Source organism: Mesorhizobium sp. C268A (assembly GCF_040324475.1).
Taxonomy (GTDB): domain Bacteria; phylum Pseudomonadota; class Alphaproteobacteria; order Rhizobiales; family Rhizobiaceae; genus Mesorhizobium.
Map to the genome: position 1 here is coordinate 2651550 of NZ_JAMYVX010000001.1, position 26460 is coordinate 2678009.

Genomic DNA, 26460 nt, shown 5'->3' on the forward strand with positions numbered 1-26460 from the left:
CCGCCAAGGGCACACGTCTCTAAAGACAATGGGCCGGTCGGGTTTCACTTGGAACACCGACCGGCCCTTCGCTTAGCGTGGATTATTTGCCAGCTTGGTCCAGCTTCGAACATTCGGCACAAAGCGGTTTGCTGCCAGTGCCTTGGCGAATATTCTCGCGTTCAATGTTGTTGCCGGTATTGCACTCGGTATTGTCGTGGTGAACCGACTGCTTGATCGAGTTCCAAGGTGACTTTCTAGGCATGATTTCTGCTCCTAAGTTCGGTTGTGCGAACGTCGAGCTTGACCATGGCGTAGATTTCTGACTCAATGTCAGTGCGACAAACGCCATTTCCCGCGCTCGACGTCCAATCGTTGCGGGAGATGAACTTTGAAACCGCCGCCGGCTCGCCAGCTTTGCGGCGGTTTCTTCGTTCTAGTTCTCTACGAATGCTAAAGTACAAGGCAAGAGTCAAGACGCAGTTAAGCAACCGCTAACCATAGGGTACGGTTGGAAAAATTGTTGTTTCAATTCAAACGCTTACTTGACTCCTCCCACGGAGAGAAACCCAGCGTCAACGGTTTCCCACCTATACTCACAGTACTCCGATTCGGGCGGAAGGCAAATATTGCGATGCAATTGATTCTTTTGCATTGCAAAATAGGTCTACATTACTGACATTGTTCTTTAATAGAGACATAAACATCTCTTTATGCCTCTGACGCGCCCAATTTACAGGCTCCCCGCTCAAGGAGCTAAGGCCGCCGAAAGCCCGTCGGCGCGCCATAGAGATACCCGATGCGGGTGACCGCATCCTTCAGCCCTTCGCGCGACACCAGCATGGTGTGGCCGTTGGCATGGATCATTGTCTCGGCGTCGGTCATGACGGCGACATGGCCCTTCCAGAACACCAGGTCGCTGCGCTTCAGTCCGGCGAAATCCGGGCCGGGATCGAGCGGCTCGCCGAGGCCTGCCGCCTGCATGTCGGAATCGCGCAGCACATTGCGTCCGGCCATGCGCATGGCCAGTTGCACAAGGCCCGAACAGTCGATGCCGAAGCCGGAGGTGCCGCCCCAGAGATAGGGCGTGCCGAGAAACATCTCTGCCACCGAGACATAATCGGCGGTGACATCGCCGAACGGACGCACGTGGCCGGCGATCAGCGCTTCGCCGGAGGGCAACAGCGCATATTGCGTGCCGCGCGTTTCGGCAGCACCGGTTACCGTCACCGTCGAGCCCATCGACAATTGACCGCTGATCGGCAAGCGCAGATCCGGGCCGGGATAGAGGAACGTCCGCGGCGCGCAGACGATGTGGGTTGGCGCATGCTCGCGTGCGCCCAGCATGGTGGCGCCGACGTAGCCGACATAGCCGTCGCGTTCGGCCTGGACCCAGGCCCATCCCTCGGCTTCCTCGAAGACAAGCACATCGTCGCCGAACAGTACCTGCGTGTTGACGCCGGCATCCGGGCGCGGTGCCTTGCGCACGTCAGCCACGGAGGCTGTGATCCGAGCCGGACGGCCGGTGACGAAGCGATCGGCCGAAACCTTCCCTTTCAGCCTTGCATCGGCGAGGTCGGAACGGAAGGCGTGGAGGCGGGCATCCCTGGCAGTCAAATCGGTACTCGTTCTAATTCAGCGATTGATCAGATGGGCAGTTCGTGGGCCCTGGCAACGATACCATCCCCGAAGCGCTCGACAAAGAGCGCGCCTTCGACCGTGCGCCGGATCAGCACATTGCGCTTGTCGAGCTCGTCGCGATGGCGTGACACCAGTTTCAGCGCACCCATAGTGTCGAGGGCGCGGGTGATGACCGGCTTGGTGACATTGAGGCGGGCTGCCAGGCCGCGCACCGTGTGCGGCGGCGGGTCGAGATAGATGGTGAACAGGATCGCCGTCTGGCGCATGGTGAGATCTGGCGCGCCGGCGCGCACCTGCGACAACATCACCTGCTGCCATAGTCGCAACGCCTGGCTCGGACGCATCGAAATCGACATCGCGCGAGCATGACGGCAAATTGTTTCGGTTCCGTTTCAGTTTAGAGGCAGTGTGCTTTGCTCACGACCCTAGGCATAGCGCCTCGAAATGACCCGCTCCAGTGCACGGATGCCTTGCGCCTCGCCGCCGGCGGGTCCGTAGGGGCGATCGGACGGGTTCCAGGCGAAGATGTCGAAATGCGCCCAGCCCGTTGTCCGTTCGACAAAGCGCTTGAGGAACAGCGCCGCGGTGACCGAGCCGGCGAAACCGTCCGTGGTGACGTTGTTGATGTCGGCGATCTTCGACGCCAGCCTGCCGTCATAGGGCCGCCACAACGGCATGCGCCACAACGGATCCTCGACGGCCACCGAGGCCGCAGCCAGTTCGGACGCCAGCGCTTCGTCGCCAGTGTAGAAAGGCGGCAGATCGGGACCGAGCGCGACACGCGCTGCCCCGGTCAGCGTCGCCATGTCGATCAGCAGTTCCGGCTCCTCGTCATCGGCCAGCGCCAGCGCATCGGCCAGCACCAGCCGCCCTTCGGCGTCGGTGTTGCCGATCTCGACGGTGAGGCCCTTGCGGCTTGTCAGTACATCTCCAGGCCGGAAGGCGTTGCCGGCAATCGAATTCTCGACCGCCGGGATCAGGACGCGCAGCCGGATGTTCAGCCCGGCAGCCATGATCATCGAGGCCAGGCCCAGCACATTGGCGGCGCCGCCCATATCCTTCTTCATCAAGAGCATGCCCGACGACGGTTTGATGTCGAGGCCGCCAGTGTCGAAACAGACACCCTTGCCGACCAGCGTCACCTTCGGCGCGCCTTCCGGTCCCCAAACCATGTCGATCAGTCGCGGCGCTCCGACCGAGGCCCGGCCGACCGCATGGATCATCGGGAAATTCTGCTTCAGGAGATCATCCCCCTTGATCACCGACACCTCGGCCTTGTGAGTGGCCGCCAGGGTCCGAACGGCCTTCTCCAACTCGTCCGGTCCCATGTCGCTGGTCGGCGTGTTGACGAGGTCGCGCGCCAGGAAGACGCCGTCGGCGATGCGCCGGACGCGTCCTGCATCTACGCCGAGCGGCAGCGCAAAACGCAGCGTCTTGCCTGATTTCTTTCCGTAGCGAGTGAAGACGTAACCGCCGAGCACCAAGGCTATGGCCGCGAGTTCCGGCTCGGCTGGAGCGGCGGCAAAATGCCAGTCGCCTTCCGGCAAGGCTCTCGCCAGCATGCCGACGGCCAGCGCCCCCTCGCCATCACCGACGCCGAACAAGGCGCCGGCAAGGGAACCGTTGTCGCCGGGCAGGGCCAGCGTCCTGCCGGCTTCGCCGGAAAAGCCGTTGGCGGCCGCCCATGCGATCGTGGAAGGCGAAAGCGCCAAAGCCTCCAGTCCATCCCTCGCGACCAGATGGACCGGCAAGGCAGTGCTTAGTGTCTCGATGAGTTCGACAGGCATTCGATGGTCTCCGGGAGGCTTGCAGATCGTCCTCAGTCAAGTGACAGGGACGTCGAATGATTTCAACATCTATGCACAGAGCCGGGCATGGGACGTGCCAGGCCAGTGGCTTCCGGCGGGCCGTTCACCGATCCGACGGCTCACTTTTTAACTGTCTGTTAGGGTTAACAGAATATTTCTGCGGGGATGAAGATGGCCACGTGAATGGCCACGCGCAGGAATGGAGAGCCCCGTGCCGATGCCCACCAACCGCAGGATGAACGTCACGGGCAAACGGTTGGTCACCACGGCACTGCTGATGGCGCTGGCGGCCGGTGTTGCCGGGTGCGGAACCAGCAAGCTCACGACCGGCTCGATCGGGCGCACCAGCGGCAAACCGCTGGAGACCATGTCGGCCAGCGAGTTGCACGGGGCGACCGGGCGGCTGGGCGAATCCTACGCAAAGAACCCCAACGACAAGCGGCTGGCGACAAATTTTGCGGCGGCGCTCCAGATGGACGGCGATGCCGACCAGTCGCTTGCCGTGATGCGCAAGCTGGCGATCGCCTACCCCAAGGACCGCGACGTGCTTGCCGCCTACGGCAAGGCGCTGGCCGCCAACGGCCAGTTCGAGCCGGCGCTCGACGCCGTGCGCCGGGCGCAGACACCGGAATATCCGGACTGGCGGCTGATGTCGGCCGAGGCCGCCATTCTCGACCAGCTTGGCCAGAAGGATGAAGCGCGCCAGAACTACCGCAAGGCGCTGGACCTCAAGCCGAACGAACCCTCGATCCTTTCCAATCTCGGCATGTCCTATGTGCTGGAAGGCGATCTGCGCACCGCCGAGACCTATATGCGCTCGGCAGCCCAGCAACCGAATGCCGACAGCCGGGTGCGCCAGAACCTTGCGCTGGTCGTGGGACTGCAGGGCCGCTTCGACGAGGCCGAGAAGATCGCCTCGCAGGAGCTTTCGCCCGAACAGGCGCAAGCCAATGTAGCCTATCTTCGCCAGATGCTTGCCCAGCAGAACGCCTGGAGCCAACTCAAGGATCAGGACAAGGCAAAGCCGGCGACCAACTGAGCGCCGCATGGGCGCCGGCCCCGCACAGCGCAAAATCCGTCCACATATCAAAGCTGAAAAAACAAGAGCCGCACTGCATGGCAATGCGGCACTTTGTATGGCCGCAACGAGGCCTACTGGCTTGAGGAACTGTGCTGGTCGCCGAAGATGCCGCGCTGGCTGACCTGGATGCCGGCCGGGCCCAGAATGATGGCGAACAAAACCGGCAGGAAGAACAGGATCATCGGCACGGTAAGCTTCGGCGGCAGGGCGGCGGCCTTCTTCTCGGCGGCATTCATGCGCATGTCGCGGCTTTCCGAGGCCAGCACGCGCAATGCGTGCGCCACGGGTGTGCCGTAGCGTTCCGCCTGGACCAGTGCCTGGGACACTGACTTGACCGATTCCAGGCCGGTACGAGCCGAGAGGTTTTCATAAGCCTGCTTGCGCTCCTGCAGATAAGAGAGTTCGGCGTTGGTCAGCACGAATTCCTCCGCCAGCGCCACCGACTGTGAACCGATCTCCTCGGAGACCTTGCGCAAGGCAGCCTCGACCGACATGCCCGACTCGACGCAGATCAGCATCAGGTCGAGCGCATCCGGCCACGCCGCCTGGATCGACTGCTTGCGCTTGGCGGCACGATTGTTGACGTAAAGGATCGGCGCGTAGAAACCCGCGTAGGCGACAAGGATGCAGACGAACAGTTTCACGAAGGCCGGCCGGTCCGGCAGTCCGCCGAGCACGAACAGATAGATCGCTGCCAGCGCGAAACCGACAAAAGGCAGGATCAGGCGGAAGAACAGGAAGCGCGTCAGCGGGTTCTGGCCACGAAAGCCCGCCACCTTGAGCTTCTGCAACGTGCCTTCATCGGCCAACGCACGCCGCAGGTCCAGCCTGTCGACGATGTTGCGCATGCCGATCGACTGCTCTTCGCGCAGCCCCTTGCGGCGACGATCGGCTTCATTGGCAAGCCGCGCGCGCTGCTTGGCGCGCAATTCGTCACGCTCCAGCGCCACCGATCTCATGCGCGTCTTGAGCTGATTGCCACCAAGGGCCGGCAGCACCGTGAAGACGGTCGCGAACACCGCAATGCCAACCAGCAACGCTATCAGGAAGGCAGGATCGGTCAGCGATTTTACGACTTGGTCGGTCATTCGTTTTCAGTCTTTTCGTTTCGAGCTTTCCAAGGTCGGCCTAAACTTCAAAGTTCATCATCTTGCGCATCACCAGAATGCCGATCGACATCCAGACGCCGGAACAGCCGAGGATCAGATTGCCGGTGCTGGTGGTGAACAGCGGCATGATGTAGTTCGGGCTCGACAGATAGACGAGAAGGGCGACGACAAAAGGCAGCGCGCCGATGATGACGGCCGACGCCTTGGCTTCCATGGAAAGCGCCTGGACCTTGGCCTTCATCTTCTTGCGATCGCGAAGCACGCGCGACAGGTTGCCAAGCGCCTCGGAGAGATTACCGCCGGCCTGTGACTGGATCTGGATAACGATGCCGAAGAAGCTTGCCTCGCTGCACGGCATGGTTTCAGCCATGCGCAAGGTGGCATCGGGGATGGACATGCCAATCTGCTGTGAATCGACGATCCGGCGGAACTCGGTCTTGACCGGCTCCGGCGATTCACTGGCGATCAGGCGAATGGCGTCGTTGAGCGGCAGGCCGGATTTGACGGCGCGCACGATGATGTCGAGGGCGTTGGGAAATTCGTTGAGGAACGCCTTGACCCGGCGCGCGCGGCGAAACGAGACGAACCAGCGCGGCAGGCCGAGCGCCCCCGCCAGCAGCGCGCCCGGCAGGACCAGAAGCGGCGCGCCGGCGAGATAGGCAAGCACCGTCAGCGCGATGCCGCAAATGACGGAGTAGATATAGAAACGCTCGATCGAGACCTGCATGCCAGCCTGACGAATCTGGGCCTTTAACGGCGGCTTCTTGACGGCGAGTTCGTTGGTTTTCTGCTTTTCGTCGAGCTGTTTCAGCGTGTCCTGGACAGATTTACGCCGCTTGACCGCCTCCGCGACACGGTCGCGCGAAGCCTTGACGACCGAACGATCGGTCTCGGCGGCCTTGATCGTCTCGAGCCGCTTGCCGGCCTGCTTCTCGTTGCTCATCTTGGTGAACAGGAAGGCATAGGCGACCGCACCGGCGCTGAAGCCGGCGAGCACGATGAACGCCAGTACGGTGGTGTCAATTCCGAACATCGACCTCGGTCCCCAGCGCATATCGCCGTTTCAAGGAAACGGCGATATGCGCTATCGCTTTGTTTTGACGCAATTCCCAAGGGAAAGCGCTACGCGCTTTTCCCGGGAAAACCGCTTCACACTTTTTCTGGAATTGCTTCCAACCTCGATATGCGTCAGTCAGCGCGTTTCTCCATCGATTCCAGCGCATTGGCGAGGCGCTGTTCCTCGCCATAGTAGCGGGCGCGATCCCAGAAGTGCGGACGGCCGATGCCGGTCGACACGTGCTCGCCAAGCAGCCTTCCATTCGAGTCCTCGCCCTTGATGTTGTAGAGCACGATATCCTGCGTGATGATGACGTCGCCTTCCATGCCGATCACCTCGGTGATGTGGGTGATGCGGCGCGAGCCGTCGCGAAGGCGTGCTGCCTGGATGATGACATCGATGGAGCCGACGACGATTTCACGCACGGTCTTCTGCGGCAGCGAATAGCCGCCCATGGCGATCATCGATTCGATACGGTTCAGGCATTCGCGCGGGCTGTTGGAGTGGATCGTTCCCATCGACCCATCATGGCCGGTGTTCATCGCCTGCAGCAGGTCGAAAACCTCCGGTCCGCGCACTTCGCCGACGATGATGCGTTCGGGCCGCATGCGGAGGCAGTTCTTGACCAGGTCGCGCATGGTCACCTCGCCTTCGCCCTCGAGATTGGGCGGGCGGGTTTCGAGACGCACCACGTGCGGCTGCTGCAGTTGCAGTTCGGCCGAGTCTTCGCAGGTGATGACGCGTTCCTCGCGGTCGATATAGTTGGTCAGGCAGTTGAGCAGCGTCGTCTTGCCGGAGCCGGTACCGCCGGAGATGACGATGTTGCAGCGGACGCGGCCGATGATCTTGAGGATCTCGGCGCCCTGCGGCGAGATGGCGCCGAACTTGACCAGCTGATCGAGCGTCAGCTTGTCCTTCTTGAACTTGCGGATGGTGAGCGCGGTGCCGTCGATGGAGAGCGGCGGGGCGATGACGTTGACGCGGGAGCCGTCGGGTAGGCGGGCGTCGCAGATCGGACTCGATTCGTCGACGCGGCGGCCAACCTGGCTGACGATGCGCTGGCAGATGTTGAGCAGTTGCTGATTGTCGCGGAAGCGGATGCCGGTCTGTTCGACCTTGCCATTGACTTCGATGTAGACGTTCTTGGAGCCGTTGACCATGATGTCGGCGATATCGTCGCGGGCGAGCAGCGGCTCCAGCGGGCCGTAGCCCAGCACATCGTTGCAGATGTCTTCGAGCAACTCTTCCTGCTCGGCGATCGACATTGCGAAATTTTTGATGGCGATGATGTCGTTGACGATGTCGCGGATTTCCTCGCGCGCGCTCTCGGGATCGAGCTTGGCGAGTTGCGACAGGTCAATGGTGTCGATGAGCGCGGAGAAGACCTGGCTCTTGGTGTCGTAGTAGGTTTCACTTTTTTCGCGCTGGATCTTTTTTGGCGGCTCCGGCGCCATCGACGGCGCCTCAACGGCACGGCGAGTTGGCGGGGTTCCCGGCGCTCCAGGCGGCGCTGCCGCGGGCCGGGCAAGTACCGCCATGTCCGCAGGCGTTGCAGTGGCCGGCGCCGCTGGCGCCGGTGCTGGCTGACGGAACTCCGGGGTGAACCGGCCGCCGTCGTCGGAGCCTCTTTTACCAAACATGATCGACTACCAATTCCGTCCAGAACATGATGCCGAAGCGGTTTTCGAACGACATCATGCTCTACTTCTTGATTTGGAGGGGAGCGTCATTTCTTGTTACGCGAGAGCTTGCCGAGCAGGCCGCCAAGGCCTGCCTTCTTCCTGGCCTTGATTTCGCTGCGACCGGTCAGGACGTGCGCGATTTCGTTGATCATGCCGACGACCGGGCTCCTGGCATCCATCTCGCCCAGCATGCGGCCGTTGTTGGCGGCATTTCCAAACAACAACGGGTCGAAGGCGATGACCGACATCGGCGTGAGGCTGAGCGGCTCGGCGAAGTCGGAAGCGGAAATCTCGGGCCGTTTCGGCACGCCGGCCTGGTTGATGATCAGCTTCGGCGGCGGATCGTTCGGGCGAAGCCTCGTCAGCATATCGACCAGGTTCTTGGTGTTTCGCAGATTGGCCAGTTCCGGCGTCGCCGTGATGACGATCTCGTCGGCCTTGATCAGTGTGTTCTTGGTCCAGCCCGTCCAGATATGGGGGACGTCGAGCACCAGCAGCGGCACGCTGCGCTGGGCGGTATCGATGAGTTGCGTGAAGGCATCGGGATCGAAATCATAGACACGTTCCAGTGTGGAGGGCGCGGCGAGCAGCGACAGATGTTCGGCGCACTGGGCAAGCAGACGGTCGAGATAGACCTCGTCGACGCGTTCGGGCGAAAATACGGCTTCGGCGATGCCTTGCGCAGGGTCCTGGTCGAAATTTATGTTGGCCGTCCCGAAAGCCAGGTCGAGATCGGCGACGACCACTTCCGACTTGAACAGCGATGACATCGCCCACGCTACATTGTGCGCGATGGTCGAGGAGCCGACGCCGCCCTTGGCGCCGATGAAGGCGATCGAGCGGCCGATCGGCTCGGCTTCCGGATCGACGAAGATCGATGACACCACGGAGACGATATCGGCCATCGACACCGGTGCGATGACATATTCGGAAATACCGAAGCGAATGAGTTCGCGGTAGAGACCGACATCGTTGTAGTGGCCGATCACCACGACTTTGGAGGAGGGATCGCAATATTCTGAAAGCTGGGCAAGCTGCTCCAGCAATTGCTTCGGTTCGCTGCGCGATTCCAGCAGGATGAGGTTCGGCGTCGGCGCCGATTGATAGAATTCGATCGCCGTGGCGATGCCGCCCATATGCACTTTCAGATGCGCCTTGGCCATGCGGCGATCCTCGCCGGCCCGCTCCACCGGATGCGCGACACCTTCCGTCTCGCAAAATGCCTGGATAGAAATACGCGGCACCGGCCGCAGCGCCTGCATCGCTGCAACATCCGATTGGGAGCTGTCGCCGCCGTCTCCGGGCGTGTCGTAGGCAAGATTGCTCATCGTCATGCTCTTTTCCGTGACTTCTCTTTCCGGTCTCTACGCGGGACCGGCGCTCCTAATACGTCACTTCCGAACTGCCGAGGAACTCGTCCGAAATACCTCTGCCGCGATAGACGTCGATCACCGCGCCGCGGTTCTCGGCGTCGATATCGGACGACTTTCTTGGCCCGAGCAGATCGGCCGGATTGGCGAGTTGCGCAGCGAGGTTGTTTTGAGAGGAGCAGCCGTAATCGGCGTAGTGCTTGTTTTCGGAGGTTGCGAGGATGTCTTCGGGCCAGCGCCCGCATTTGTCGGTCTGGGCTCTCACCGAAATATAGGAAACGCGGATAGGCGCCGAGGCTTCCGGGGAAACCGACTGGTAGGAGGTCACCACGATCCGGTTTCGCTTGATGCCGCTGGCAACCGCCAGCCTGGCGAAATCGCGCGCCGCGGCAGTCGCCGCCACCTCATTGGCCGAGCCGATCGGGGTTGCGATCGTCAGCGCCGGGGCAGCGCTCCTGTCGTAGCCGTCAAGGAAGCCCAGAAGCGTGTCGCGCTGCGAGCCGGTCATGCCGCGATCGCCGGCGCCGACCGGGAGGTCCAGCTTCTGGTTCTTCTCGGCAATCACGATCGGATGCGTGGTGCGATAATCATCGGGAATCGCCCCGACCGTGATGCTGTCGCGCTTGGCACAACCGGCGAGCGAGGCCGCGATCGCGATCGCCAGGATCGGCATTGCCGATCGGCTGATCCGCGCACCACCGGACCGCACTGTCGTGGCGACCGGTATGGCCTTCGATGCTGACTGAGACATGTCCGCTCCCCGCTTACTTGTAGATGAAGCCGACAACGCCGTGGTAGCGGCCGTTGGGCTTGTCTGTCTGCATGGTGCCGTAGACGCGGTTGACGCGGCCAAGGAACATGGCCGGGCCATCGCCGGCGGCGTTGAAATTGTCGTCCGGCTTGGCCAGGTCGTTGCGCGCCACCGGCCGCGCCAGATAGGGCGTGATGATGATGACCAGCTCGCTTTCGTTGCGGACGAAATCGCGGCTGCGGAACAGCGTGCCGAGCACCGGGATCTTGGTCAGTCCGGGCAAGCCGTTTACGGCCTGCCTGACGTCGTCGCGGACGAGGCCGGCTATCATCATCGATCCACCCGAAGGCAGTTCCACGGTCGTGTCGGCCAAACGTTTACGCAGCGATATGATATTGGTGTCTCCGAAAGAGACCGCGCCTTCGGTGGTCGGTTCGGAAACCGACGTCCTGACCTTCAGGCTGATGCGACCGGGCGACAGCACCACAGGCTGAAATTCCAGGCCGATGCCGTATTCGATTTTCTGAGCCGTCCAAACCCTGTCGGCATTCTGATTGGCGTCCGACTTGGCGTTTGTAACGGCGCTGACCATATTGTACTCGCCGCCGACCCTGAAGGTCGCCTTCTCGCCGGAGACGGCCGTCAAAGTAGGCTCGGCCAGCGTTTTCATGACGCCGGACTGCTCCATCGCAGTGATGTAGCCCTGCAGAGCCGAGGTGGCGAAATTGACCCCCGAACTCGACAACGGCTTGCCTAGGCCGGGGAAGGTGTCACTGGTCGCATTGAAGCTGATGCCGTTGGAGCTGCCTTTGCCAACCATGTTGACGCCGAGCTGCTTCATCACCGAGCGGCTGACTTCGGCCACGGTCACTTTCAGCGTCACCTGGTCGTCGCCGATGATCTGCAGCAGGTTGACGATCTTCGACACCCGGCGTGCGGCATCCGGATTGTCGATGTCGACGCCGCCATTGGCGGAACCGCCGGCCGCAGTCTGCGAATACTGGCCGGTTGTCGCTTCACCGCCGGACACGAAGATGGTTGCCAGGTCGACGGCGCGCTTGGCGTCGAGCGGCGTGTCCACCGTCCCGGTCAGGACGACGTTGTCGTTCAGCAACTCGACCTTGATCTCGGCATTCGGAAGGAAGCGCTTGAGGTAGTCTTCCAATCCGGCGACGTCGCGTTCAACGGCCAGATCCAGGCTGGCAATCTGCTCGCCATTGGGACCGAAGACGAAGATGTTGGTTTCGCCCACCGACTTGCCGAACAGATAGATCCGCCTTGCCGTACGGGTCACGGCATCGGCGACCGCGGGGTTGGCGACCAGGATGTCGTAGGCGTCGCTCGGCAGGTCGATGACCACCGATTTGTTGAGGCCAAGCTTGACACGTTGCGTAGCCGTCGAGGCCGTGACCCCGACGCTCTTTGCGGCGGCCTTGGCGTCGACGAGGCCACTTGCATGGGCTCCGAGAAAAAGCAGGCCGATGGCCGCAGCCATGGTGACCGGCAGTCTAGCGACTAACCTCATTTCCTTGCCCCTACTTCGGAAACTTCGCCCGATTTGATCAACCGCACCGTTCCGCGCCGCCCATTGCCGGAAACGAGGTAGTCGGCTTCATCGGTACCCTTTTCCTTGTTGTCGGTGATCGAGCGCAGCGCCAGCGTCAGGCGATCGGCCATCTGCTGGGCGACGGTGATGATCTCGGCCTGCTGCGGCGTCAGCTCCAGCGTCGCCGTCTGTCCGACCCTGGTCTTCTTGCCTTCCTCGTCTTCCTGGATGGTCTGATCGATCGCCAGGACGCGGATGTTCTTGAGGATGGTCTCGGTGGTGAATCCGCTACCGCCGTTGCCGGTGTCGGATCTGCGGGTCATGATGACGTCGACAAAATCGTTAGGCAGTATAAAGCCGCCTGCCGACGTGTCGGCCGAGATCGCGGTGGCGACGGCACGCATGCCGGTGGGCAGGATCGAAGACATGAAGCTCTGCCCCTCGCCGATCAGCTTGGAGCGCCGCAACGGCTCACCGGTGTACATCGCCATGCGGGCGACGGAGCCCTTCAGCTTCTCCCGCGCTTCGGGTTCGGCGGCACGGGTGATGAAATTCGCATTGATGCCATCGGACGGCCAGGACTCCCAGCTGAGATTGTTCTCAAGCGGGCTTCCCATCGGCACGTCGCCGGAAAGCACGAGCACATCCTGCAAGGCGATGGCCGGCGCCTGCGGGGCATCGACGACGACCTGCTGGGGCGGGACCGCCACCATATTCTTGGCAACATAACCTGCACCACCCGCCGCGGCCACCGCCACGCCCAGAATGATCAGTCGGGATGCTGGCATCTGTCCGAACCCTCGCCTTTAGGCAACCACCTAGCCAGGCCGGACTTTGCAGCGGCAATCGTCAAAACAAGGTTAATACAATGCTTACGATCGTGATTAATTCAAGGTTTACATAATTACACGACCATGCTCCGACAAATGAAAAAGGCGGCCAAGCCGCCTCTTTTCAGGATCGATGCCGGAAGGGCAGAGGAGGTTCGCTACATCAGGTCGCCAACCTTGCCAATGCCCATTCCATCAAGGGCGAATCCGGATAGGTCAGCAGCCCGCCAATGCCGAGTGCGATGCCATAGGGAACGCCATTCATCTCGTCGGCGAAATGGCGCAGGACCGGATTGTGACTGGTGTAGGTCGCCAGCGGCGATTTCCGATAGAGGAGAATGGCGAGCGTCAGCAGGCCACCGATGAACGTCGAAGCCACGAGGTAATTGACAAGGTGAATGTTGAGCCCCATCCAGATGGACGTGGCTGCCAAAAGCTTGGCATCGCCGCCGCCCATGCCGCCGAGCGCAAACAGACCGAAAGTCACGGCCAGCACCAGGCCGCCGGCGGCGAAATGCCAGCCATAAGTTGCCCAGTCCATACCCGTCAGTGGCGCAACCACGGCAAAGACGGCCACAAGCAGCACCGGGACCCGATTGGAGATTGTCATCGACAGCGCGTCGGAGATCGCCGCAAAAAGCATGCAAAACGGAAAGACAACGAAGATCAGTGCGTTGAGCATCGGTCTCTCATGGAAAGGCAACGATGGCTGCAGGTTAGGCGGCTTGGGTTAAGGATTGGTGAGTTCTGCTCATCCGGGTCAAATCCCGGGAAATGTCAGCGCGCTAAGCGGCGCAGCAAGACCAAAGCCAAACGATCTTCAAAAGACAAAAGGGCCGCCAGCGAGGCGGCCCTTCCAGTCTACCGGTCGAAACAGGATGCTAGATCATTACTTACAAGCAGCGTTCGTCGGATCGTTCACGCAATCCGCGATGGTCGTGAACTTGGCGTTCAGGGCATTGCCGAGCTGACCAGCGCCAACCATGATGGCAAGCGCGATGAGAGCGGCGATCAGACCGTATTCGATAGCGGTCGCGCCGGATTCGTCCTTCGCGAAACGTGCGATGAGATTAGACATTCGAGAGCTCCTACTCCACGTGTTACAGCACTTCCGTCAACTTCTGTGGTGGTTGATCGGATGCTGCCAATCTACGGAGAAGCTCTTTCAATCGGCTTAATAAACAGCCTTACCGATTCCTTTCCCGCTTCGAACAGCTTGCGTGGTTAACCGTAAACTAAACGCTGGACAGTAGCTCGCCTGCCCGTGAAGAGCTGTAATTTCACGCTATCGGCAGGATGCATTGTTATATTAGCTGGCAGCAGGATTGGTGCGAATACCCCGGCGCCGGTCAAGGGTTTAACCGTTGGTTCACCAATCTCCTTCATGTTTCTTTGAACAAGTTTTGCCGCTGTGGAGCGCCTTGATGACTGCCATGAAATCGTCATTCCTGCTTGTCGCGCTTCTCGCCGTCCCGGCTTTTGTGCTGCCGGCCAAGGCCGGAGCCGGCATCGAAGTGACGATGAATCAGGCCAAGATCGTCAAACTGACACGCCCCGCCGACACCATAGTCGTCGGCAATCCGGCGATTGCCGACGCCTCCGTCCAGGATGCATCGACGATCGTACTGACTGGCAAGGGGTTCGGCGTCACCAATCTGGTTGTCCTCGACCACGATGGCAGCCCGATCGTCGACGAGCAGGTGACCGTGGTGCGCCAGGACGCGTCGTCCGTGCGTATCTACAGGCGCGCCTCGGTACAGACCATGTCCTGCACGCCCTATTGCGAAAGCTCGTACAAGAGCGACTCGGAAAAGTCGTCCGAAGCCGAGATGAGCGCTGGGCAGTAAGCGCCTCAGTTGGCTCGATTGTCTCGGGAAAGCCGCGTCGGTTAGCGGCCGGTTAATGTCGCCTGGTCGAATTTAACGGTCATTCAAACCGGAGCTAAATGGGTTCTTGATAGTGGTGCTGACGGTACCGCATCAGGATCGCAGGAACGGGATATGGGCGACGTTTTGGACGAGGATTCAGAACGCGAGATCTGCAAGGCCAAGGCAGGGCGCGTGACGTTTGCCCGTCGTTTCCTTCGTGATCGGCGCGGCAGCACGGCGATAGAATTCGCGATGCTTGCGCTACCGTTTGCGGCTCTCGTCTTCGCCATCCTCGAGAGCTGCGTTTCATTTGCCGGACAGGAGGTGATGGCCAACATCACCGATGATATCGCCCGTCAGTTGCGTACTGGCCAGTTGAGGCAAGCCGATGTGACGGAAGAGAAGCTGAAGGGCTTGGTCTGCGCCAGACTCGAGATCATTGTCGCGAAGGGTTGCCCCGGTTTGCTGGTGGATCTGCGCCCGTTCAAGACCTTTGCCGGGGCAGCCAGTGCGGGTTTCACGATTTCCGGCTCGACCATCACGCTGACGGGCAAGGATCCGGATACAGGCAAGGACCCGGCTTTCGGGACCCCTACAATAGGTCCGGCAGAATCAAAGAACATGCTGCGGGTCTTTTACCCTTGGCCGGTCATGACCGATTTCATGGCTCAATACATGTCGAATATGGATGGCGGCAAGACTCTGCATTACGCGACGACAACGTGGCAAAACGAGCCATTCGACAACTGAAATTGCACGTGTAAGCAAAAGGAAAAGTGCATGTTTCGTGCGGGGGCACATCCGGGGATGTCGGTTAGCTGGAAGAGAGCGGCGCGGTTTTTTTCCGATCGGCGCGGCATAGCGGCCGTCGAGTTTGCCCTCATCGTGCCTGTCTTGCTGATCATGTATTTCATTACGATGGAGGCCTCGCAAGCCATCGAGGCCAGCAAGAAGGTCAGCCGCATCAGCTCCATGGTTGCCGACCTCGTCACGCAGCAAACGTCGGTGGTCAACGCAGATCTCACCGACATCATGAAGATCGGCAACTCCAGCCTTCAGCCTTACAACCGCTCGGTCGCCAATATCTCCATTACGGCAATCGACATCAGAACCGACCCGAACAATCCGATACCGCAAGCAAAGGTGGCGTGGTCCTGGAGCGTGCTGGATGGGAAGACTGGCCGCGACTCCAACCCGACAACTTCCACCACCGTTCCGGCGACGCTCAATGTTGCGGGGACTTTCCTCATTCGTGTCAAAACCACTCTAGCATACCAACCGATCATCTCCTGGTCGGAAGGCTCCGAAAAGCCGCTCGGATTTATCTCGGCCTTCAACGAAGGCAAGATAACGATGAGCGAAACCTACTATCTCAGGCCGCGCCGGACCACGTCGATCCCCTGCAGCGATTGCTGAAGCAGCTCTGGCCCATCCGACCCCGGCTTTATTGCGCGCCGCTGTCGGTGCTGCCCGACACCAGGCGCACGATGGAATCGGCCATCGCATAGTCACTCGCAGCGGCGAGCGTGAACCCTCCCGAATGTTTCGATTCCACGAAATCGTAGACTTCCGGCGACTGCGATCTGAGATTGGTGAGGAAGACGGTCAGTCGGCGTTTGGCTTCGGGGTCGAGATCGCTGCGGACGGCGTGAGGGCCGTATCTGAGCACGCCGGAGGTCCAGATGATCTGGAGCGCGGCTTCTGGAATGCCCGCCGCCTCCAGCCGCGCCGCCGTGCCGTCCGGATCAGCCGGCTGATCGCCAGCAATCGCCGTCCGGTTTTCCGCCGTGGCCCGCTCCCAGCCGAATACGGCATCGGCCTGGCCATCGGCCAGCATCGCTTCTGCGGCGGCAGCCGAGCCGGCATGAACGAGGAATGGCGCATCCTGACTGATCTTGATGCCGTCGGCCGCCAGCCCGGCGAGCGGTAGAAGCGAACCGCCGACATAGTCGGAAGGCGCCATGGCGATGCGGTGCGTTTCCAGGGCCGCGAGATCGGAAAGCCTGCCGTCGCGCGTCAAAAGCACGGAGCGGATGCCCGTGGCACCGTCGGCGTCGACCGGCGCCACAAGAGGTTCGACGCAGCCGCAGCGCTCCGAGGCGGTGGCGTAGGCGGTCGCCGAATAGACCGCGTATTGAATCCGGCCATTGGCCTGCGCCTCCATCAGCGCCGCATAGTCATGCGCGACGACGAATTCCACCTTCATGCCGAGCGCCCTGCCGTAGGCGTCAGTCAGCATGGCCAGACCCGGAACCGTGTTGCCGGCGCCCGGCTCGGCAACGATGCCGATGCGAAACGTGCCGATCTGGTCGCGCCAGTCGGCGTGCGCGGCGAGCTGCGAGGCCAGGAGCGCTACAGTGGTCGCTAGTGCACTCCAACCGAGGTCAGCCCGTCTCATCGATCCATGCCCCGCACACCGTTTCCTTGAAGCGCATCGCATGTCTCAAGGATGCGTACAGCGCGCCTGCCCGACCTCGCGACTATTGCGCCAGGCCGCTGCCGCCTGGTTTACGATTTGCCAATGCCGCGACGGGACCTTATGTCTGGTCAACCAGACTGGCAATGACGGCACCGATGTCACGCGCTTTCCTCTTCGTTCTCGATTCTTTCGGCATTGGCGGCGCCGCCGATGCCGAACGCTATGGCGACGCCGGCTCGAACACATTCGGACATATCGCGCTGGCCTGCGCGGAAACCCGCGCCGATCGCGAGGGCCTGCGCGAGGGACCGCTGAAGGTGCCCACCATGGTTTCGCTCGGTCTCGGCCGCGCAGCAGAAACCGCAACCGGCTTCCAATTCGACAGCAAAGCCGCCGTTTCAGCCTCCGCCTTCCACGGCGCCGCGCAGGAGATTTCGAGCGGCAAGGATACGCCGTCGGGTCACTGGGAAATCGCCGGGCTGCCCGTGCGGTTCGACTGGGGCTATTTCCCCGATAAGGTGCCCGCCTTCCCTGCCGAACTGACCGAAGCGATGATCCGCGAGGGCAAGGTGCCGGGCATTCTCGGCAACTGCCATGCGCCCGGCACGGAGATCATCGAGCGCTTCGGCGAGGAGCATATCCGCACCGGCCAGCCGATCTGCTACACCTCGGTCGATTCCGTCCTGCAGATAGCAGCGCACGAAGTTCATTTCGGCCTGGAGCGGCTCTACGAGTTCTGCAAGACGGTACGCCGGCTGGTCGATCCGCTGAAGATCGGACGGGTGATCGCACGGCCTTTCCTGGGCGAAACATCAGCCACCTTCGAGCGCACCTACAACCGCCATGACTACGCCGTGCCGCCGCCTGAGCCGACGCTGCTCGACCGCTTGACCGGGCGCGGCAGCCGGGTGATCGCGGTCGGCAAGATCGGCGACATCTTCGCCCACCGCGGTATCTCGGAAGTACGCAAGGCGCCCGGCAACATGGCAATGTTCGACAAGGCGCTGGGCGCGATGGACGATGCCGGCGACGGCGACCTGGTGTTCGCCAATTTCGTCGACTTCGACACCGAGTTCGGCCATCGCCGCGACGTCGCCGGCTATGCTGCGGCGCTCGAAGCCTTCGACCGCCGGCTGCCCGAGGCACTGGCAAAGCTGAAGCCGGGCGATCTGCTCATCCTCACCGCCGACCATGGCAACGATCCGACATGGCGTGGCACCGACCACACGCGCGAACGCGTCCCGGTCATCGGCACCGCACCGGGTCTCACGGGCGGCGACATCGGGCTCAGGACCACCTTCGCCGATATCGGCGAGACGGTCGCCGAACACCTCAAGCTGGCGCGCGGCCGCCACGGCGCTTCCTTCCATTCGGCGATAGGCGGCCATGCCTGAACTGCCCGAGGTCGAAACGGTCCGGCGCGGCCTGCAGCCGGTTCTGGAATGCGCGCGGATCGTGCGCGTCGAGGCGCGCCGGCCCGATCTCAGATTTCCGTTTCCGGCGAAATTTGCGCAGCGGCTGACCGGCAAGACGGTCATCGCGCTTGGCCGCCGCGCCAAATATCTCACCATACACCTGGACGGTGGCCCGGTGCTGATCTGCCATCTCGGCATGTCGGGCTCGTTCCGCATCGAGGCCGCTGATGACAAAGAGACGCCCGGCACGTTCCATCAAGAGCGCTCGAAGGATGCCAAGCACGACCATGTGGTGTTCCATGTCGTGTCGCCTGTCGGCGTCCAGTCTCGCGTGGTCTTCAACGACCCGCGTCGCTTCGGCTTCATGCTGTTTGCGGAAGGCCTGGCCGACGCGCATCCGATGCTCGCGGAACTGGGCGTCGAGCCGACCGGCAATGCGCTGGAAGGCGCCCTGCTCGCCTCTCTGCTGAAGGGCCGCAGATCGCCGTTGAAGGCGGCGCTGCTCGACCAGAAGCTGATTGCCGGGCTCGGCAATATCTATGTGTCGGAAGCGCTGTGGCGCGCCGGCCTTTCGCCATTGCGCGAGGCAGGCACCATCGCCGGGACCGGCAAGAAGGCCAAGGAACAGAGCGAACGACTGGCCGAGGCAATCCGTTCGGTGATCGCCGATGCGATCGCCGCCGGCGGGTCTTCGCTGCGCGACTATGTGCACACAGACGGGTCGCCGGGCTATTTCCAGCATTCCTTCGCGGTCTACGATCGCGAAGGCGAGCCCTGTCCGACGCCCGGCTGTCGCGGCCACATCGAGCGCATCGTGCAAAGCGGCCGCTCGACCTTTTATTGCCGGACCTGCCAGCGGTAAGCTAGACGGTCCTTCAGTGCCGCAACCAGGAGGCCAGCCCATGAGCTATGAAACCATCATCGTCGAGACGCGCGGCAAGGTCGGCCTGATCACGCTGAACCGGCCCAAGGCGCTGAACGCGCTGAACGCGCAGGTGCTGGCGGATTTGCTGACGGCGGCAAAGGGGTTCGACGCCGATCCCGGCATCGGCGCCATGGTCATCACCGGTTCCGAGAAGGCTTTTGCGGCGGGCGCCGACATCAAGGAAATGCAGGCCGTCACCTACGCGGAGGCCTATGTGCAGGATTTCTTCGTCGGCTGGGAAGAGTTTACCCGTGCGCGCAAGCCGATGATCGCGGCGGTCGCCGGCTATGCACTGGGCGGCGGCTGCGAACTGGCGATGATGTGCGATTTCATCATTGCCGCCGACACGGCGAAATTCGGCCAGCCCGAAATCACGCTCGGCGTCATTCCCGGCATGGGCGGGTCGCAACGGCTGACCCGCTTTGTCGGCAAGTCGAAGGCCATGGACATGTGCCTGACCGGTCGGATGATGGATGCCGCCGAAGCCGAGCGCAGCGGCCTGGCCTCCCGCGTCGTGCCGGCCGGCGAGTTGATCGAGGAGGCGATGAAGGCCGCGGCCAGGATATCAGAGTTTTCACTGCCATCGGTGATGATGGCCAAGGAGGCAGTCAACCGCGCCTACGAGACGACGCTGGCGGAGGGACTGCGCTTCGAACGCCGGCTGTTCCACTCGCTGTTTGCGCTCGACGACCAGAAGGAAGGGATGGCAGCCTTTGCCGAGAAGCGGAAGCCGAATTTCACCAATCGCTAGAGTGGCGGCGGCGCGGACCAAAAAGAAGCCAAAGCGGCGTTGACGCGCCGGAAAAGCTGAACTATAAGCCGCTCCAACCGAGGCGGCCGTTGGCTGCCCGTTTGTTTTTTGCGCCCTGCGGCATCCCGCATGCGCCCACCAGATCAGAAGAGAGGCATCATGGCCAATACCTCCTCGGCCAAAAAGGCAACGCGCAAGATCGCCCGCCGCGCAGCGATCAACAAGAACCGCCGCTCGCGCGTGCGTACATATGTCCGCCAGGTCGAAGAGGCACTGGCTGCCGGCGACAAGGCAGCCGCGCTGGAAGCCTTCAAGACCGCAGAGCCGGAATTGATGCGCGCCGCGACCAAGGGCGTGATCCATAAGAATACGGCATCGCGCAAGGTGTCGCGTCTGGCTCACCGCCTCAAGGTGCTGTCGGCCTGATCGACCGTTCCTGAACTGTCGTTCTTTCAAACCCGGCCAATCGCGCCGGGTTTTTTCGTTTGCCGGCAAGCACTTAAAAAGAACGGCCGCAAAGCACGCCCGAGCCGCATTCCAGAGTCCGGAATGCTTTGCCGGCACATACACTCCCACTGATATTCCAATCCGCCGAAACGGCCCACGCCAATAAATTTGGCTGTCACAAATTGCTGATATTTTTCAGCGACTTGCTGGAAGTGATCCACAGCTTGTTCACATCGCCTGTGGGCGACAGGCAGCAAGTTGGTGTCAAGCGAATTATTTCAGAAAATTTCAAACCGCACAGCCATTTTCATATTCGCGGCAAAAGGGTTTGAATCCCAATGGCTTTGTCAAAATATGCGCTTCCAGCACGGAGCCCGAACCGTTGTTCACTAACCAGATTCCTTAAAAATCCGTTAGAGGTGGCCTTGCCCTATCCACAGCGATTTCGGTAATGTCGATCTATCGAAAGGGACGGGCCATTAGCCCTTAACCCAGCCTGAATCGGCCAGCTAACAGTGGCAGAATTCATGACGTGGATCAATTCCGCGAACGGGTATGGCTTGCCTTTTCGATACGATAGGGGACTGGCGTAATTGTACATGGCAGCTTGATGGCGCACCGGCGTTTTCGCCGGGTAGCACCGCTTTGCCCGAACATGTCAGACGGACTGGCCTTAAGCAGCCGGGACCGATCCCATTCTGACGAGGCAACGTCATCCGCCGGCGGCGGCGGTGGTGTTGTAGCGAAGATACGGTCGCCGGAAACATGGGTGCAGGAGGCGCACTCCCGGCGGAAAAAAGGTACAAAGGAAAAGGGACGCACAATCATGCAGAGCGGCATCGAGCGGGAGCTTACGGGCGACCTGCCATTTCCCGGAACATTGGTCGGAGCGCACGATATGGTGGCTTCCAGCGACGCGGAACAGAAGTTCGACCGGGTCAAGGCCCAGTTGAAGGCGCGCCTGGGAACCGAGGTCTATTCGAGCTGGTTCGGCCGTATGAAGGTGGCTGAGGCTTCCCGGGGCATTGTACGCATCTCGGTGCCCACGGCCTTCCTGCGCTCGTGGATCAATGGCCATTATCTCGATCTCATCGCCGATCTGTGGAAGCACGAGGATCCCGAAATCCTCAAGATCGAGATGGTCGTGCGCACCGCGACCCGTCCTGCCCGCAATGGCGTCGAACCCGAGGCCGTGCCGGCGCGCAAGATGACCAAGCATACGCAGACCGCATTGGCGGCCGGCACGGTCGGCCCCGGCAGGGTGGAGCGGGCGCCCGCCCCTCGTCCCGGCACGCCGATCGAGAGCGAATTCCGGCACAATGTGCTGGGGTCGCCGCTCGACCCGCGCTACACGTTCGGCTCCTTCATCGAAGGCCCGTCGAACCGGGTGGCTTTCGCCGCAGCCAAAGCCGTGGCGGAATCGCAGTCGAGCGCGGTGCGCTTCAACCCGCTGTTCCTTCATGCAACCGTCGGGCTCGGCAAGACGCACCTTTTGCAGGCGATTGCGGCCGAATCCCTGAAACAGAACCCGAAATCGCGCGTCGTCTATCTGACGGCCGAATATTTCATGTGGCGCTTCGCCACCGCGATCCGCGACAACAATGCGCTGACGCTGAAGGAACAGCTGCGCGACATCGACCTCTTGATCATCGACGACATGCAGTTCCTGCAGGGCAAGTCGATCCAGCACGAATTCTGCCATCTCATCAACATGCTGCTCGACAGCGCCAAGCAAGTGGTGGTTGCCGCCGACAGGCCGCCGTCGGAACTGGAATCGCTGGAACCGCGGGTGCGCTCGCGCCTCAATGGCGGTGTCGCGCTGGAGATGTCGGCGCCAGACTTCGCCATGCGCATCGGCATGCTCAAACTTCGGCTTGCCACCGCCAAGGTTGACGATGCATCGCTCAATATTTCGGAGGAGATCCTCAACCATGTCGCCCGCACGGTGACCGGCAGCGGTCGTGAGCTGGAGGGCGCGTTCAACCAGCTGCTGTTTCGTCAGTCGTTCGAGCCGGCGATCACCATCGACCGCATCGACGAAATCCTCGGCCACATCTATCGCTCTGGCGAGCCGAAGCGGGTGCGCATCGAGGACATCCAGCGCATCGTGGCGCGCCACTACAATGTGTCGAAGACCGAGTTGCTGTCCAACCGGCGCACGCGCACCATCGTGAAGCCCAGGCAGGTTGCCATGTACCTGTCGAAGGTATTGACGCCGCGCTCGCTGCCGGAGATCGGCCGGCGGTTCGGCGGGCGCGACCACACCACGGTGCTGCATGCGGTGCGCAAGATCGAGGACCTTTCCGGCGTCGACAACACGCTGGCGCAGGAACTGGAACTGTTGCGCAGGCTGATCAACGACCAAGCCTGATCGGCGCGGCAAACGGAGCGCGCCGGGTTAGAGTATTCGGTCGCCGCGCTTTAAATTTTCTTGTTTTGATGCATGTCGTTGTCCCAAAACCGCTGCGCAGTTTTCGGCGACATGCATCGGTTGCCTGCCAACGTCCGCTTTATCCCCAGAAAGCCCGCTTAACCGGCGCGAACCGGTGGCCCGGACTTGCGTTTGCTGGCTTTTTCCTATCAGTTTGCATAGATTCTGAGCCTGTTCAAACCTTTCGCGGGGCGCCGCCCACTGGTGACCCGTCCATTCATTCAAGCGAGCCTGTTTCGTCATGCGTGTTATCCTGGAACGGTCCAATCTCCTGAAGTCGCTCAACCACGTTCATCGCGTGGTCGAGCGGCGCAATACCATACCGATCCTGTCGAACGTGCTGCTCAGCGCCGAGGGCGCCAGCCTTGAAATGAAAGCCACCGACCTCGACCTCGAAGTGACCGAAGCGACCCCGGCAAAGGTCGAGCGCGGCGGGGCGACGACGGTTCCCGCGCACCTGCTCTACGACATCGTGCGAAAACTGGCCGACGGCGCCGAAGTGATGCTGAAGACCGACGAGGACGGCAATGCCATGACGGTGACGTCAGGCCGCTCGAGCTTTCGCCTTCAGTGCCTGCCGCAGTCCGATTTTCCCGAGCTTTCGGCCGGATCCTTCTCGCATATCTTCCGGCTCGATTCCGTCGCCTTGAGAGGCCTGATCGAGAAGACCCAGTTCGCCATCTCCACCGAGGAGACGCGCTACTATCTGAACGGCATCTACCTGCACACGCATGAAGCCGGCGGCAAGCTGAAGCTCCGTTCAGTGGCAACCGACGGCCATCGCCTGGCGCGCGCCGAAATCGACGCCCCGGCTGGTTCCGAAGGCATGCCGGGCATCATCATTCCGCGCAAGACGGTCAGCGAACTGCAGAAGCTGGTCGACGATCCGGATGTCGCTGTCACCACCGAATTGTCCGACACCAAGATCCGCTTCACCATCGGCAGCGTGGTTTTGACCTCGAAGCTGATCGACGGCACCTTCCCCGACTATCAGCGCGTCATCCCGACCGGCAACGACAAGAAGCTGATCATCGACCGCCAGAGCTTTGCCGCCGCTGTCGATCGCGTCTCGACGATTTCCTCCGAACGCGGCCGCGCGGTGAAGCTTTCGATCGCCGAGGGCCAGGTCACGCTGGCCGTCAACAATCCGGATTCGGGCAGCGCCACCGAAGAACTGGCCGCCGACTATTCGTCCGACCCGATCGAGATCGGCTTCAATGCGAAGTATCTGCTCGACGTCGCCGCCCAGCTGACCGGCACGGAAGCGAAGTTCATGCTGGCCGATGCCGGTTCGCCAACGCTGATCCACGACATGGCCGACGAGACCGCGCTCTACGTGCTGATGCCGATGCGGGTGTAGCCGCGCTGCGGCAAACCTTCGGCGCGACGATTGCGGCGACTTCTACAGGCGGATAGCGGTTGCGCGAGCAAAACCACATAAGTAAGCTAACACTTACTAATTTCCGCAACTATGCGGCGCTCTCGATCGACTTTTCCCCGGGCGCCGTGGTGTTTTCCGGCGACAATGGCGCCGGCAAGACCAATCTCCTGGAAGCCATATCCCTGCTGACGCCCGGTCGCGGCCTGCGCCGCGCGCCCTATGCCGACGTCGCGCGCGAAGGTGGCGATGGCGGTTTTGCGCTGCATGCAAGGCTAGACGGGCCTGAGGGACAGGTCGAGATCGGCACCGGTGTCACCGGTGGCGAGGCCACCGGCGAGGGCGGCCGCAAGGTGCGCATCAATGGTGCGCCGGCGCGCTCGGCCGATGCCATGCTGGAGTGGCTGCGCGTCGTCTGGCTGACGCCGGCCATGGACGGCCTGTTTCCCGGTCCGGCCGCAGACCGGCGGCGCTTTCTCGACCGGCTGGTGCTGGCGATCGATCCCGGCCACGGCCAGCGGGCGCTCGACTATGAGAAGGCGATGCGCGGTCGTAACCGATTGCTTACGGAAGGCTCGCGCGACGGCGCTTGGTTCGACGCCATCGAGATGCAGATGGCAGAGACCGGTGTGGCGATCGCCGCGGCGCGTGCCGAACTGGTGCGCCTGCTCGCCGCCATGATCGACAGGCTGCCCAGCAGCGGGCCGTTTCCGCTAGCTGATATCAGCCTCTCCGGAGATCTCGAAAGCGACGTCGCCACAGCACCCGCCGTGGATGTCGAGGAACGCTATCGCGCCGCCCTCGCCGATGGCCGCGAGCGCGATCGCGCCGCCGGACGCACGCTGGACGGCCCGCACCGTTCCGATCTCCTCGTGCGCCACCGCCCGAAGGCGATGCCGGCCGAACTCTGCTCGACCGGCGAGCAGAAGGCGCTGCTGGTCGGCATCGTGCTGTCGCATGCGAGGCTTACGGGCGAGATGTCGGGGATGACGCCGATCCTGCTGCTCGACGAGATCGCCGCCCATCTCGACGCCGGCCGGCGCGCCGCACTGTTCTCAATCCTGGAAGAGCTGAACTGCCAGGCCTTCATGACCGGAACCGACGCGGCGTTGTTTTCCAGCCTCAGGGGACGCGCGCAGTTCCTGACGGTCGTCCACGGCACGGTTGGGCCAACCGAAGGCTCCTGACAAGATTTTCCCACCGCTATATGCTCCGGCAATGACTGCCGCCCTCACCGACGAAGAGCTCGAGCGCTATGCGCGCCACATTGTGCTGCCGGAAATCGGCGGCGCCGGCCAGCAGAGGCTGAAGCGGGCGCGTGTACTGGTGATAGGCGCCGGCGGGCTCGGCGCGCCAGTGTTGGAATATCTCGCCGCCGCCGGCGTCGGTACGCTCGGCATCGTCGACGATGACACCGTTTCGCTGTCCAACCTGCAACGGCAGGTGATCCACGCCACCGACACGATCGGCACGGCAAAGACCGGCAGCGCCAAGGCGGCGATCGCCCGGATCAATCCCCACGTCGCGGTGGAACTGCACGATTTCAGGCTGACGGCCGACAACGCCGCTGCTCTCATTGCACGCTACGACATCGTCGTCGACGGCTCCGACAATTTCGAGACGCGCTATGTCGTGGCCGATGCCTGCGCGGCGGAGAAGCGGCCGCTGGTGCATGCGGCGGTCGGCCGCTTTGACGGCTCGGTAACCGTCTTGATGCCGTTCGCGACCGGCGCCGACGGCAGGCCGAACCCAGGCTATCGCGATCTGTTCCCCGAGGCACCGCCTGAAGGGCTGGTGCCGTCCTGCGCCGTTGCCGGCGTCGTTGGCGCGCTGACCGGCGTCGTGGGCACGCTGCAGGCGATGGAAGCGATCAAGCTGATCACCGGCATCGGCGAACCGCTGGTCGGCCGGCTGCTGCTCTACGATGCGCTGTCGGCGCGCTTCGATACGATCCGCTACAAGAGAAACTGAG

The 26460-nt window shown here is 62.1% G+C and carries 27 protein-coding genes; 12 read left to right on the forward strand and 15 right to left on the reverse strand.

What is annotated here, in order from left to right; genetic code table 11:
* Positions 1 to 735: 735 nt before the first annotated feature.
* The 3 genes from NKL06_RS12825 to NKL06_RS12835 all read right to left on the reverse strand — a co-directional run bounded on the left by NKL06_RS12825 (position 736) and on the right by NKL06_RS12835 (position 3407).
* Positions 736 to 1596, reverse strand: coding sequence for a C40 family peptidase (locus NKL06_RS12825; RefSeq protein WP_023692557.1), 861 nt, complete (start codon positions 1594 to 1596; stop codon positions 736 to 738).
* A 29-nt stretch (positions 1597 to 1625) separates the two neighbouring features.
* Positions 1626 to 1976 carry a MarR family winged helix-turn-helix transcriptional regulator gene (locus NKL06_RS12830; protein WP_023692558.1) on the reverse strand — a complete coding sequence of 117 codons (351 nt, stop codon included), beginning with the start codon at positions 1974 to 1976 and terminating at the stop codon, positions 1626 to 1628.
* A gap of 69 nt (positions 1977 to 2045) precedes the next feature.
* Positions 2046 to 3407, reverse strand: a complete 1362-nt coding sequence (locus tag NKL06_RS12835) for a leucyl aminopeptidase family protein (protein ID WP_023692559.1) — start codon at positions 3405 to 3407, stop codon at positions 2046 to 2048.
* Between the two features lie 238 nt (positions 3408 to 3645).
* On the opposite strand from NKL06_RS12835, the gene NKL06_RS12840 reads away from it, so the two are divergent.
* Entirely contained in the window at positions 3646 to 4467 is an 822-nt protein-coding gene (locus NKL06_RS12840; protein ID WP_023669594.1) for a tetratricopeptide repeat protein, read from the forward strand.
* Between the two features lie 113 nt (positions 4468 to 4580).
* Here NKL06_RS12840 and NKL06_RS12845 read toward each other — a convergent pair whose 3' ends face one another.
* From NKL06_RS12845 to NKL06_RS12885, 9 genes are all read right to left on the reverse strand, one after another.
* Entirely contained in the window at positions 4581 to 5597 is a 1017-nt protein-coding gene (locus tag NKL06_RS12845) for a type II secretion system F family protein (protein ID WP_023692560.1), read from the reverse strand.
* Positions 5598 to 5637: 40 nt separating this feature from the next.
* Positions 5638 to 6651: a type II secretion system F family protein gene (locus NKL06_RS12850; RefSeq protein ID WP_023669592.1), complete on the reverse strand. Its 1014-nt coding sequence runs from the start codon at positions 6649 to 6651 to the stop codon at positions 5638 to 5640.
* A gap of 155 nt (positions 6652 to 6806) precedes the next feature.
* Complete coding sequence (locus NKL06_RS12855; protein WP_023688717.1) at positions 6807 to 8315, reverse strand: TadA family conjugal transfer-associated ATPase; 1509 nt, start codon at positions 8313 to 8315, stop codon at positions 6807 to 6809.
* Positions 8316 to 8401: 86 nt separating this feature from the next.
* The gene (locus tag NKL06_RS12860; protein ID WP_023692561.1) at positions 8402 to 9685 is read right to left on the reverse strand and encodes a CpaE/TadZ family protein; all 1284 of its coding nucleotides are present in this window, start codon (positions 9683 to 9685) and stop codon (positions 8402 to 8404) included.
* Between the two features lie 55 nt (positions 9686 to 9740).
* The gene (locus tag NKL06_RS12865) at positions 9741 to 10478 is read right to left on the reverse strand and encodes a CpaD family pilus assembly protein (RefSeq protein ID WP_023692562.1); all 738 of its coding nucleotides are present in this window, start codon (positions 10476 to 10478) and stop codon (positions 9741 to 9743) included.
* 13 nt (positions 10479 to 10491) lie between these two features.
* On the reverse strand, positions 10492 to 12003 hold the full coding sequence (locus NKL06_RS12870; protein WP_023692563.1) for a type II and III secretion system protein family protein: 1512 nt from the start codon (positions 12001 to 12003) through the stop codon (positions 10492 to 10494).
* On the reverse strand, positions 12000 to 12812 hold the full coding sequence (gene cpaB, locus NKL06_RS12875) for a Flp pilus assembly protein CpaB (RefSeq protein WP_023669587.1): 813 nt from the start codon (positions 12810 to 12812) through the stop codon (positions 12000 to 12002). The genes NKL06_RS12870 and cpaB overlap by 4 nt, the downstream gene beginning before the upstream one ends.
* Positions 12813 to 13017: 205 nt before the next feature.
* Positions 13018 to 13536, reverse strand: coding sequence for an A24 family peptidase (locus NKL06_RS12880; RefSeq protein WP_023688722.1), 519 nt, complete (start codon positions 13534 to 13536; stop codon positions 13018 to 13020).
* Positions 13537 to 13743: 207 nt separating this feature from the next.
* A complete protein-coding gene (locus NKL06_RS12885; RefSeq protein WP_023692564.1) occupies positions 13744 to 13932 on the reverse strand; it encodes a Flp family type IVb pilin in 189 nt (62 codons plus the stop codon).
* Between the two features lie 346 nt (positions 13933 to 14278).
* On the opposite strand from NKL06_RS12885, the gene NKL06_RS12890 reads away from it, so the two are divergent.
* The 3 genes from NKL06_RS12890 (at position 14279) to NKL06_RS12900 (ending at position 16138) form a co-directional block, all read left to right on the forward strand.
* The gene (locus NKL06_RS12890) at positions 14279 to 14701 is read left to right on the forward strand and encodes a pilus assembly protein N-terminal domain-containing protein (RefSeq protein WP_023681988.1); all 423 of its coding nucleotides are present in this window, start codon (positions 14279 to 14281) and stop codon (positions 14699 to 14701) included.
* A 153-nt stretch (positions 14702 to 14854) separates the two neighbouring features.
* On the forward strand, positions 14855 to 15472 hold the full coding sequence (locus NKL06_RS12895; RefSeq protein WP_050587055.1) for a TadE/TadG family type IV pilus assembly protein: 618 nt from the start codon (positions 14855 to 14857) through the stop codon (positions 15470 to 15472).
* Between the two features lie 30 nt (positions 15473 to 15502).
* Positions 15503 to 16138, forward strand: coding sequence for a TadE/TadG family type IV pilus assembly protein (locus tag NKL06_RS12900; protein WP_023681990.1), 636 nt, complete (start codon positions 15503 to 15505; stop codon positions 16136 to 16138).
* 28 nt (positions 16139 to 16166) lie between these two features.
* Here the strand turns inward: NKL06_RS12900 and NKL06_RS12905 are convergent, their stop codons facing one another.
* Positions 16167 to 17120, reverse strand: coding sequence for a phosphate/phosphite/phosphonate ABC transporter substrate-binding protein (locus NKL06_RS12905; RefSeq protein ID WP_023692565.1), 954 nt, complete (start codon positions 17118 to 17120; stop codon positions 16167 to 16169).
* Positions 17121 to 17296: 176 nt separating this feature from the next.
* On the opposite strand from NKL06_RS12905, the gene NKL06_RS12910 reads away from it, so the two are divergent.
* The 4 genes from NKL06_RS12910 (at position 17297) to rpsT (ending at position 20658) form a co-directional block, all read left to right on the forward strand.
* The gene (locus NKL06_RS12910; RefSeq protein ID WP_023692566.1) at positions 17297 to 18535 is read left to right on the forward strand and encodes a phosphopentomutase; all 1239 of its coding nucleotides are present in this window, start codon (positions 17297 to 17299) and stop codon (positions 18533 to 18535) included.
* Entirely contained in the window at positions 18528 to 19418 is an 891-nt protein-coding gene (gene mutM / locus NKL06_RS12915) for a bifunctional DNA-formamidopyrimidine glycosylase/DNA-(apurinic or apyrimidinic site) lyase (RefSeq protein ID WP_023692567.1), read from the forward strand. Before NKL06_RS12910 ends, mutM begins: the two co-directional genes overlap by 8 nt.
* Positions 19419 to 19458: 40 nt before the next feature.
* Positions 19459 to 20232, forward strand: a complete 774-nt coding sequence (locus NKL06_RS12920) for an enoyl-CoA hydratase (protein WP_023681994.1) — start codon at positions 19459 to 19461, stop codon at positions 20230 to 20232.
* Positions 20233 to 20391: 159 nt separating this feature from the next.
* Positions 20392 to 20658: a 30S ribosomal protein S20 gene (rpsT, locus tag NKL06_RS12925; protein ID WP_023681995.1), complete on the forward strand. Its 267-nt coding sequence runs from the start codon at positions 20392 to 20394 to the stop codon at positions 20656 to 20658.
* Between the two features lie 26 nt (positions 20659 to 20684).
* Here rpsT and NKL06_RS12930 read toward each other — a convergent pair whose 3' ends face one another.
* The gene (locus NKL06_RS12930; RefSeq protein WP_156033683.1) at positions 20685 to 20900 is read right to left on the reverse strand and encodes a hypothetical protein; all 216 of its coding nucleotides are present in this window, start codon (positions 20898 to 20900) and stop codon (positions 20685 to 20687) included.
* Positions 20901 to 21505: 605 nt separating this feature from the next.
* Here NKL06_RS12930 and dnaA point away from each other — a divergent pair.
* Positions 21506 to 23050, forward strand: a complete 1545-nt coding sequence (gene dnaA, locus NKL06_RS12935; protein WP_031208576.1) for a chromosomal replication initiator protein DnaA — start codon at positions 21506 to 21508, stop codon at positions 23048 to 23050.
* A gap of 27 nt (positions 23051 to 23077) precedes the next feature.
* Here the strand turns inward: dnaA and NKL06_RS12940 are convergent, their stop codons facing one another.
* On the reverse strand, positions 23078 to 23353 hold the full coding sequence (locus tag NKL06_RS12940) for a hypothetical protein (RefSeq protein ID WP_155927302.1): 276 nt from the start codon (positions 23351 to 23353) through the stop codon (positions 23078 to 23080).
* Here NKL06_RS12940 and dnaN point away from each other — a divergent pair.
* The 3 genes from dnaN to NKL06_RS12955 are packed head-to-tail and all read left to right on the forward strand — an operon-like array spanning position 23352 to position 26459.
* Complete coding sequence (gene dnaN, locus NKL06_RS12945) at positions 23352 to 24470, forward strand: DNA polymerase III subunit beta (RefSeq protein ID WP_023692569.1); 1119 nt, start codon at positions 23352 to 23354, stop codon at positions 24468 to 24470. The two genes, NKL06_RS12940 and dnaN, sit on opposite strands and share 2 nt — an antisense overlap.
* 59 nt (positions 24471 to 24529) lie before the next feature.
* On the forward strand, positions 24530 to 25675 hold the full coding sequence (recF, locus tag NKL06_RS12950) for a DNA replication/repair protein RecF (protein WP_023692570.1): 1146 nt from the start codon (positions 24530 to 24532) through the stop codon (positions 25673 to 25675).
* A 31-nt stretch (positions 25676 to 25706) separates the two neighbouring features.
* Positions 25707 to 26459 carry a molybdopterin-synthase adenylyltransferase MoeB gene (locus tag NKL06_RS12955; protein ID WP_023692571.1) on the forward strand — a complete coding sequence of 251 codons (753 nt, stop codon included), beginning with the start codon at positions 25707 to 25709 and terminating at the stop codon, positions 26457 to 26459.
* The last annotated feature ends 1 nt before the right edge of the window (position 26460 follow it).

Coding starts and splice junctions, on each gene's coding strand:
- NKL06_RS12830 (WP_023692558.1), bottom strand. CDS start 1,976: ATGTCGATTTCGATGCGTCCGAGCCAGGCGTTGCGACTATGGCAGCAG.
- NKL06_RS12835 (WP_023692559.1), bottom strand. CDS start 3,407: ATGCCTGTCGAACTCATCGAGACACTAAGCACTGCCTTGCCGGTCCAT.
- NKL06_RS12840 (WP_023669594.1), top strand. CDS start 3,646: ATGCCCACCAACCGCAGGATGAACGTCACGGGCAAACGGTTGGTCACC.
- NKL06_RS12845 (WP_023692560.1), bottom strand. CDS start 5,597: ATGACCGACCAAGTCGTAAAATCGCTGACCGATCCTGCCTTCCTGATA.
- NKL06_RS12850 (WP_023669592.1), bottom strand. CDS start 6,651: ATGTTCGGAATTGACACCACCGTACTGGCGTTCATCGTGCTCGCCGGC.
- NKL06_RS12855 (WP_023688717.1), bottom strand. CDS start 8,315: ATGTTTGGTAAAAGAGGCTCCGACGACGGCGGCCGGTTCACCCCGGAG.
- NKL06_RS12860 (WP_023692561.1), bottom strand. CDS start 9,685: ATGAGCAATCTTGCCTACGACACGCCCGGAGACGGCGGCGACAGCTCC.
- NKL06_RS12865 (WP_023692562.1), bottom strand. CDS start 10,478: ATGTCTCAGTCAGCATCGAAGGCCATACCGGTCGCCACGACAGTGCGG.
- NKL06_RS12870 (WP_023692563.1), bottom strand. CDS start 12,003: ATGAGGTTAGTCGCTAGACTGCCGGTCACCATGGCTGCGGCCATCGGC.
- cpaB (WP_023669587.1), bottom strand. CDS start 12,812: ATGCCAGCATCCCGACTGATCATTCTGGGCGTGGCGGTGGCCGCGGCG.
- NKL06_RS12880 (WP_023688722.1), bottom strand. CDS start 13,536: ATGCTCAACGCACTGATCTTCGTTGTCTTTCCGTTTTGCATGCTTTTT.
- NKL06_RS12885 (WP_023692564.1), bottom strand. CDS start 13,932: ATGTCTAATCTCATCGCACGTTTCGCGAAGGACGAATCCGGCGCGACC.
- NKL06_RS12890 (WP_023681988.1), top strand. CDS start 14,279: ATGACTGCCATGAAATCGTCATTCCTGCTTGTCGCGCTTCTCGCCGTC.
- NKL06_RS12895 (WP_050587055.1), top strand. CDS start 14,855: ATGGGCGACGTTTTGGACGAGGATTCAGAACGCGAGATCTGCAAGGCC.
- NKL06_RS12900 (WP_023681990.1), top strand. CDS start 15,503: ATGTTTCGTGCGGGGGCACATCCGGGGATGTCGGTTAGCTGGAAGAGA.
- NKL06_RS12905 (WP_023692565.1), bottom strand. CDS start 17,120: ATGAGACGGGCTGACCTCGGTTGGAGTGCACTAGCGACCACTGTAGCG.
- NKL06_RS12910 (WP_023692566.1), top strand. CDS start 17,297: ATGTCACGCGCTTTCCTCTTCGTTCTCGATTCTTTCGGCATTGGCGGC.
- mutM (WP_023692567.1), top strand. CDS start 18,528: ATGCCTGAACTGCCCGAGGTCGAAACGGTCCGGCGCGGCCTGCAGCCG.
- NKL06_RS12920 (WP_023681994.1), top strand. CDS start 19,459: ATGAGCTATGAAACCATCATCGTCGAGACGCGCGGCAAGGTCGGCCTG.
- rpsT (WP_023681995.1), top strand. CDS start 20,392: ATGGCCAATACCTCCTCGGCCAAAAAGGCAACGCGCAAGATCGCCCGC.
- dnaA (WP_031208576.1), top strand. CDS start 21,506: ATGCAGAGCGGCATCGAGCGGGAGCTTACGGGCGACCTGCCATTTCCC.
- dnaN (WP_023692569.1), top strand. CDS start 23,352: ATGCGTGTTATCCTGGAACGGTCCAATCTCCTGAAGTCGCTCAACCAC.
- NKL06_RS12940 (WP_155927302.1), bottom strand. CDS start 23,353: ATGACGAAACAGGCTCGCTTGAATGAATGGACGGGTCACCAGTGGGCG.
- NKL06_RS12955 (WP_023692571.1), top strand. CDS start 25,707: ATGACTGCCGCCCTCACCGACGAAGAGCTCGAGCGCTATGCGCGCCAC.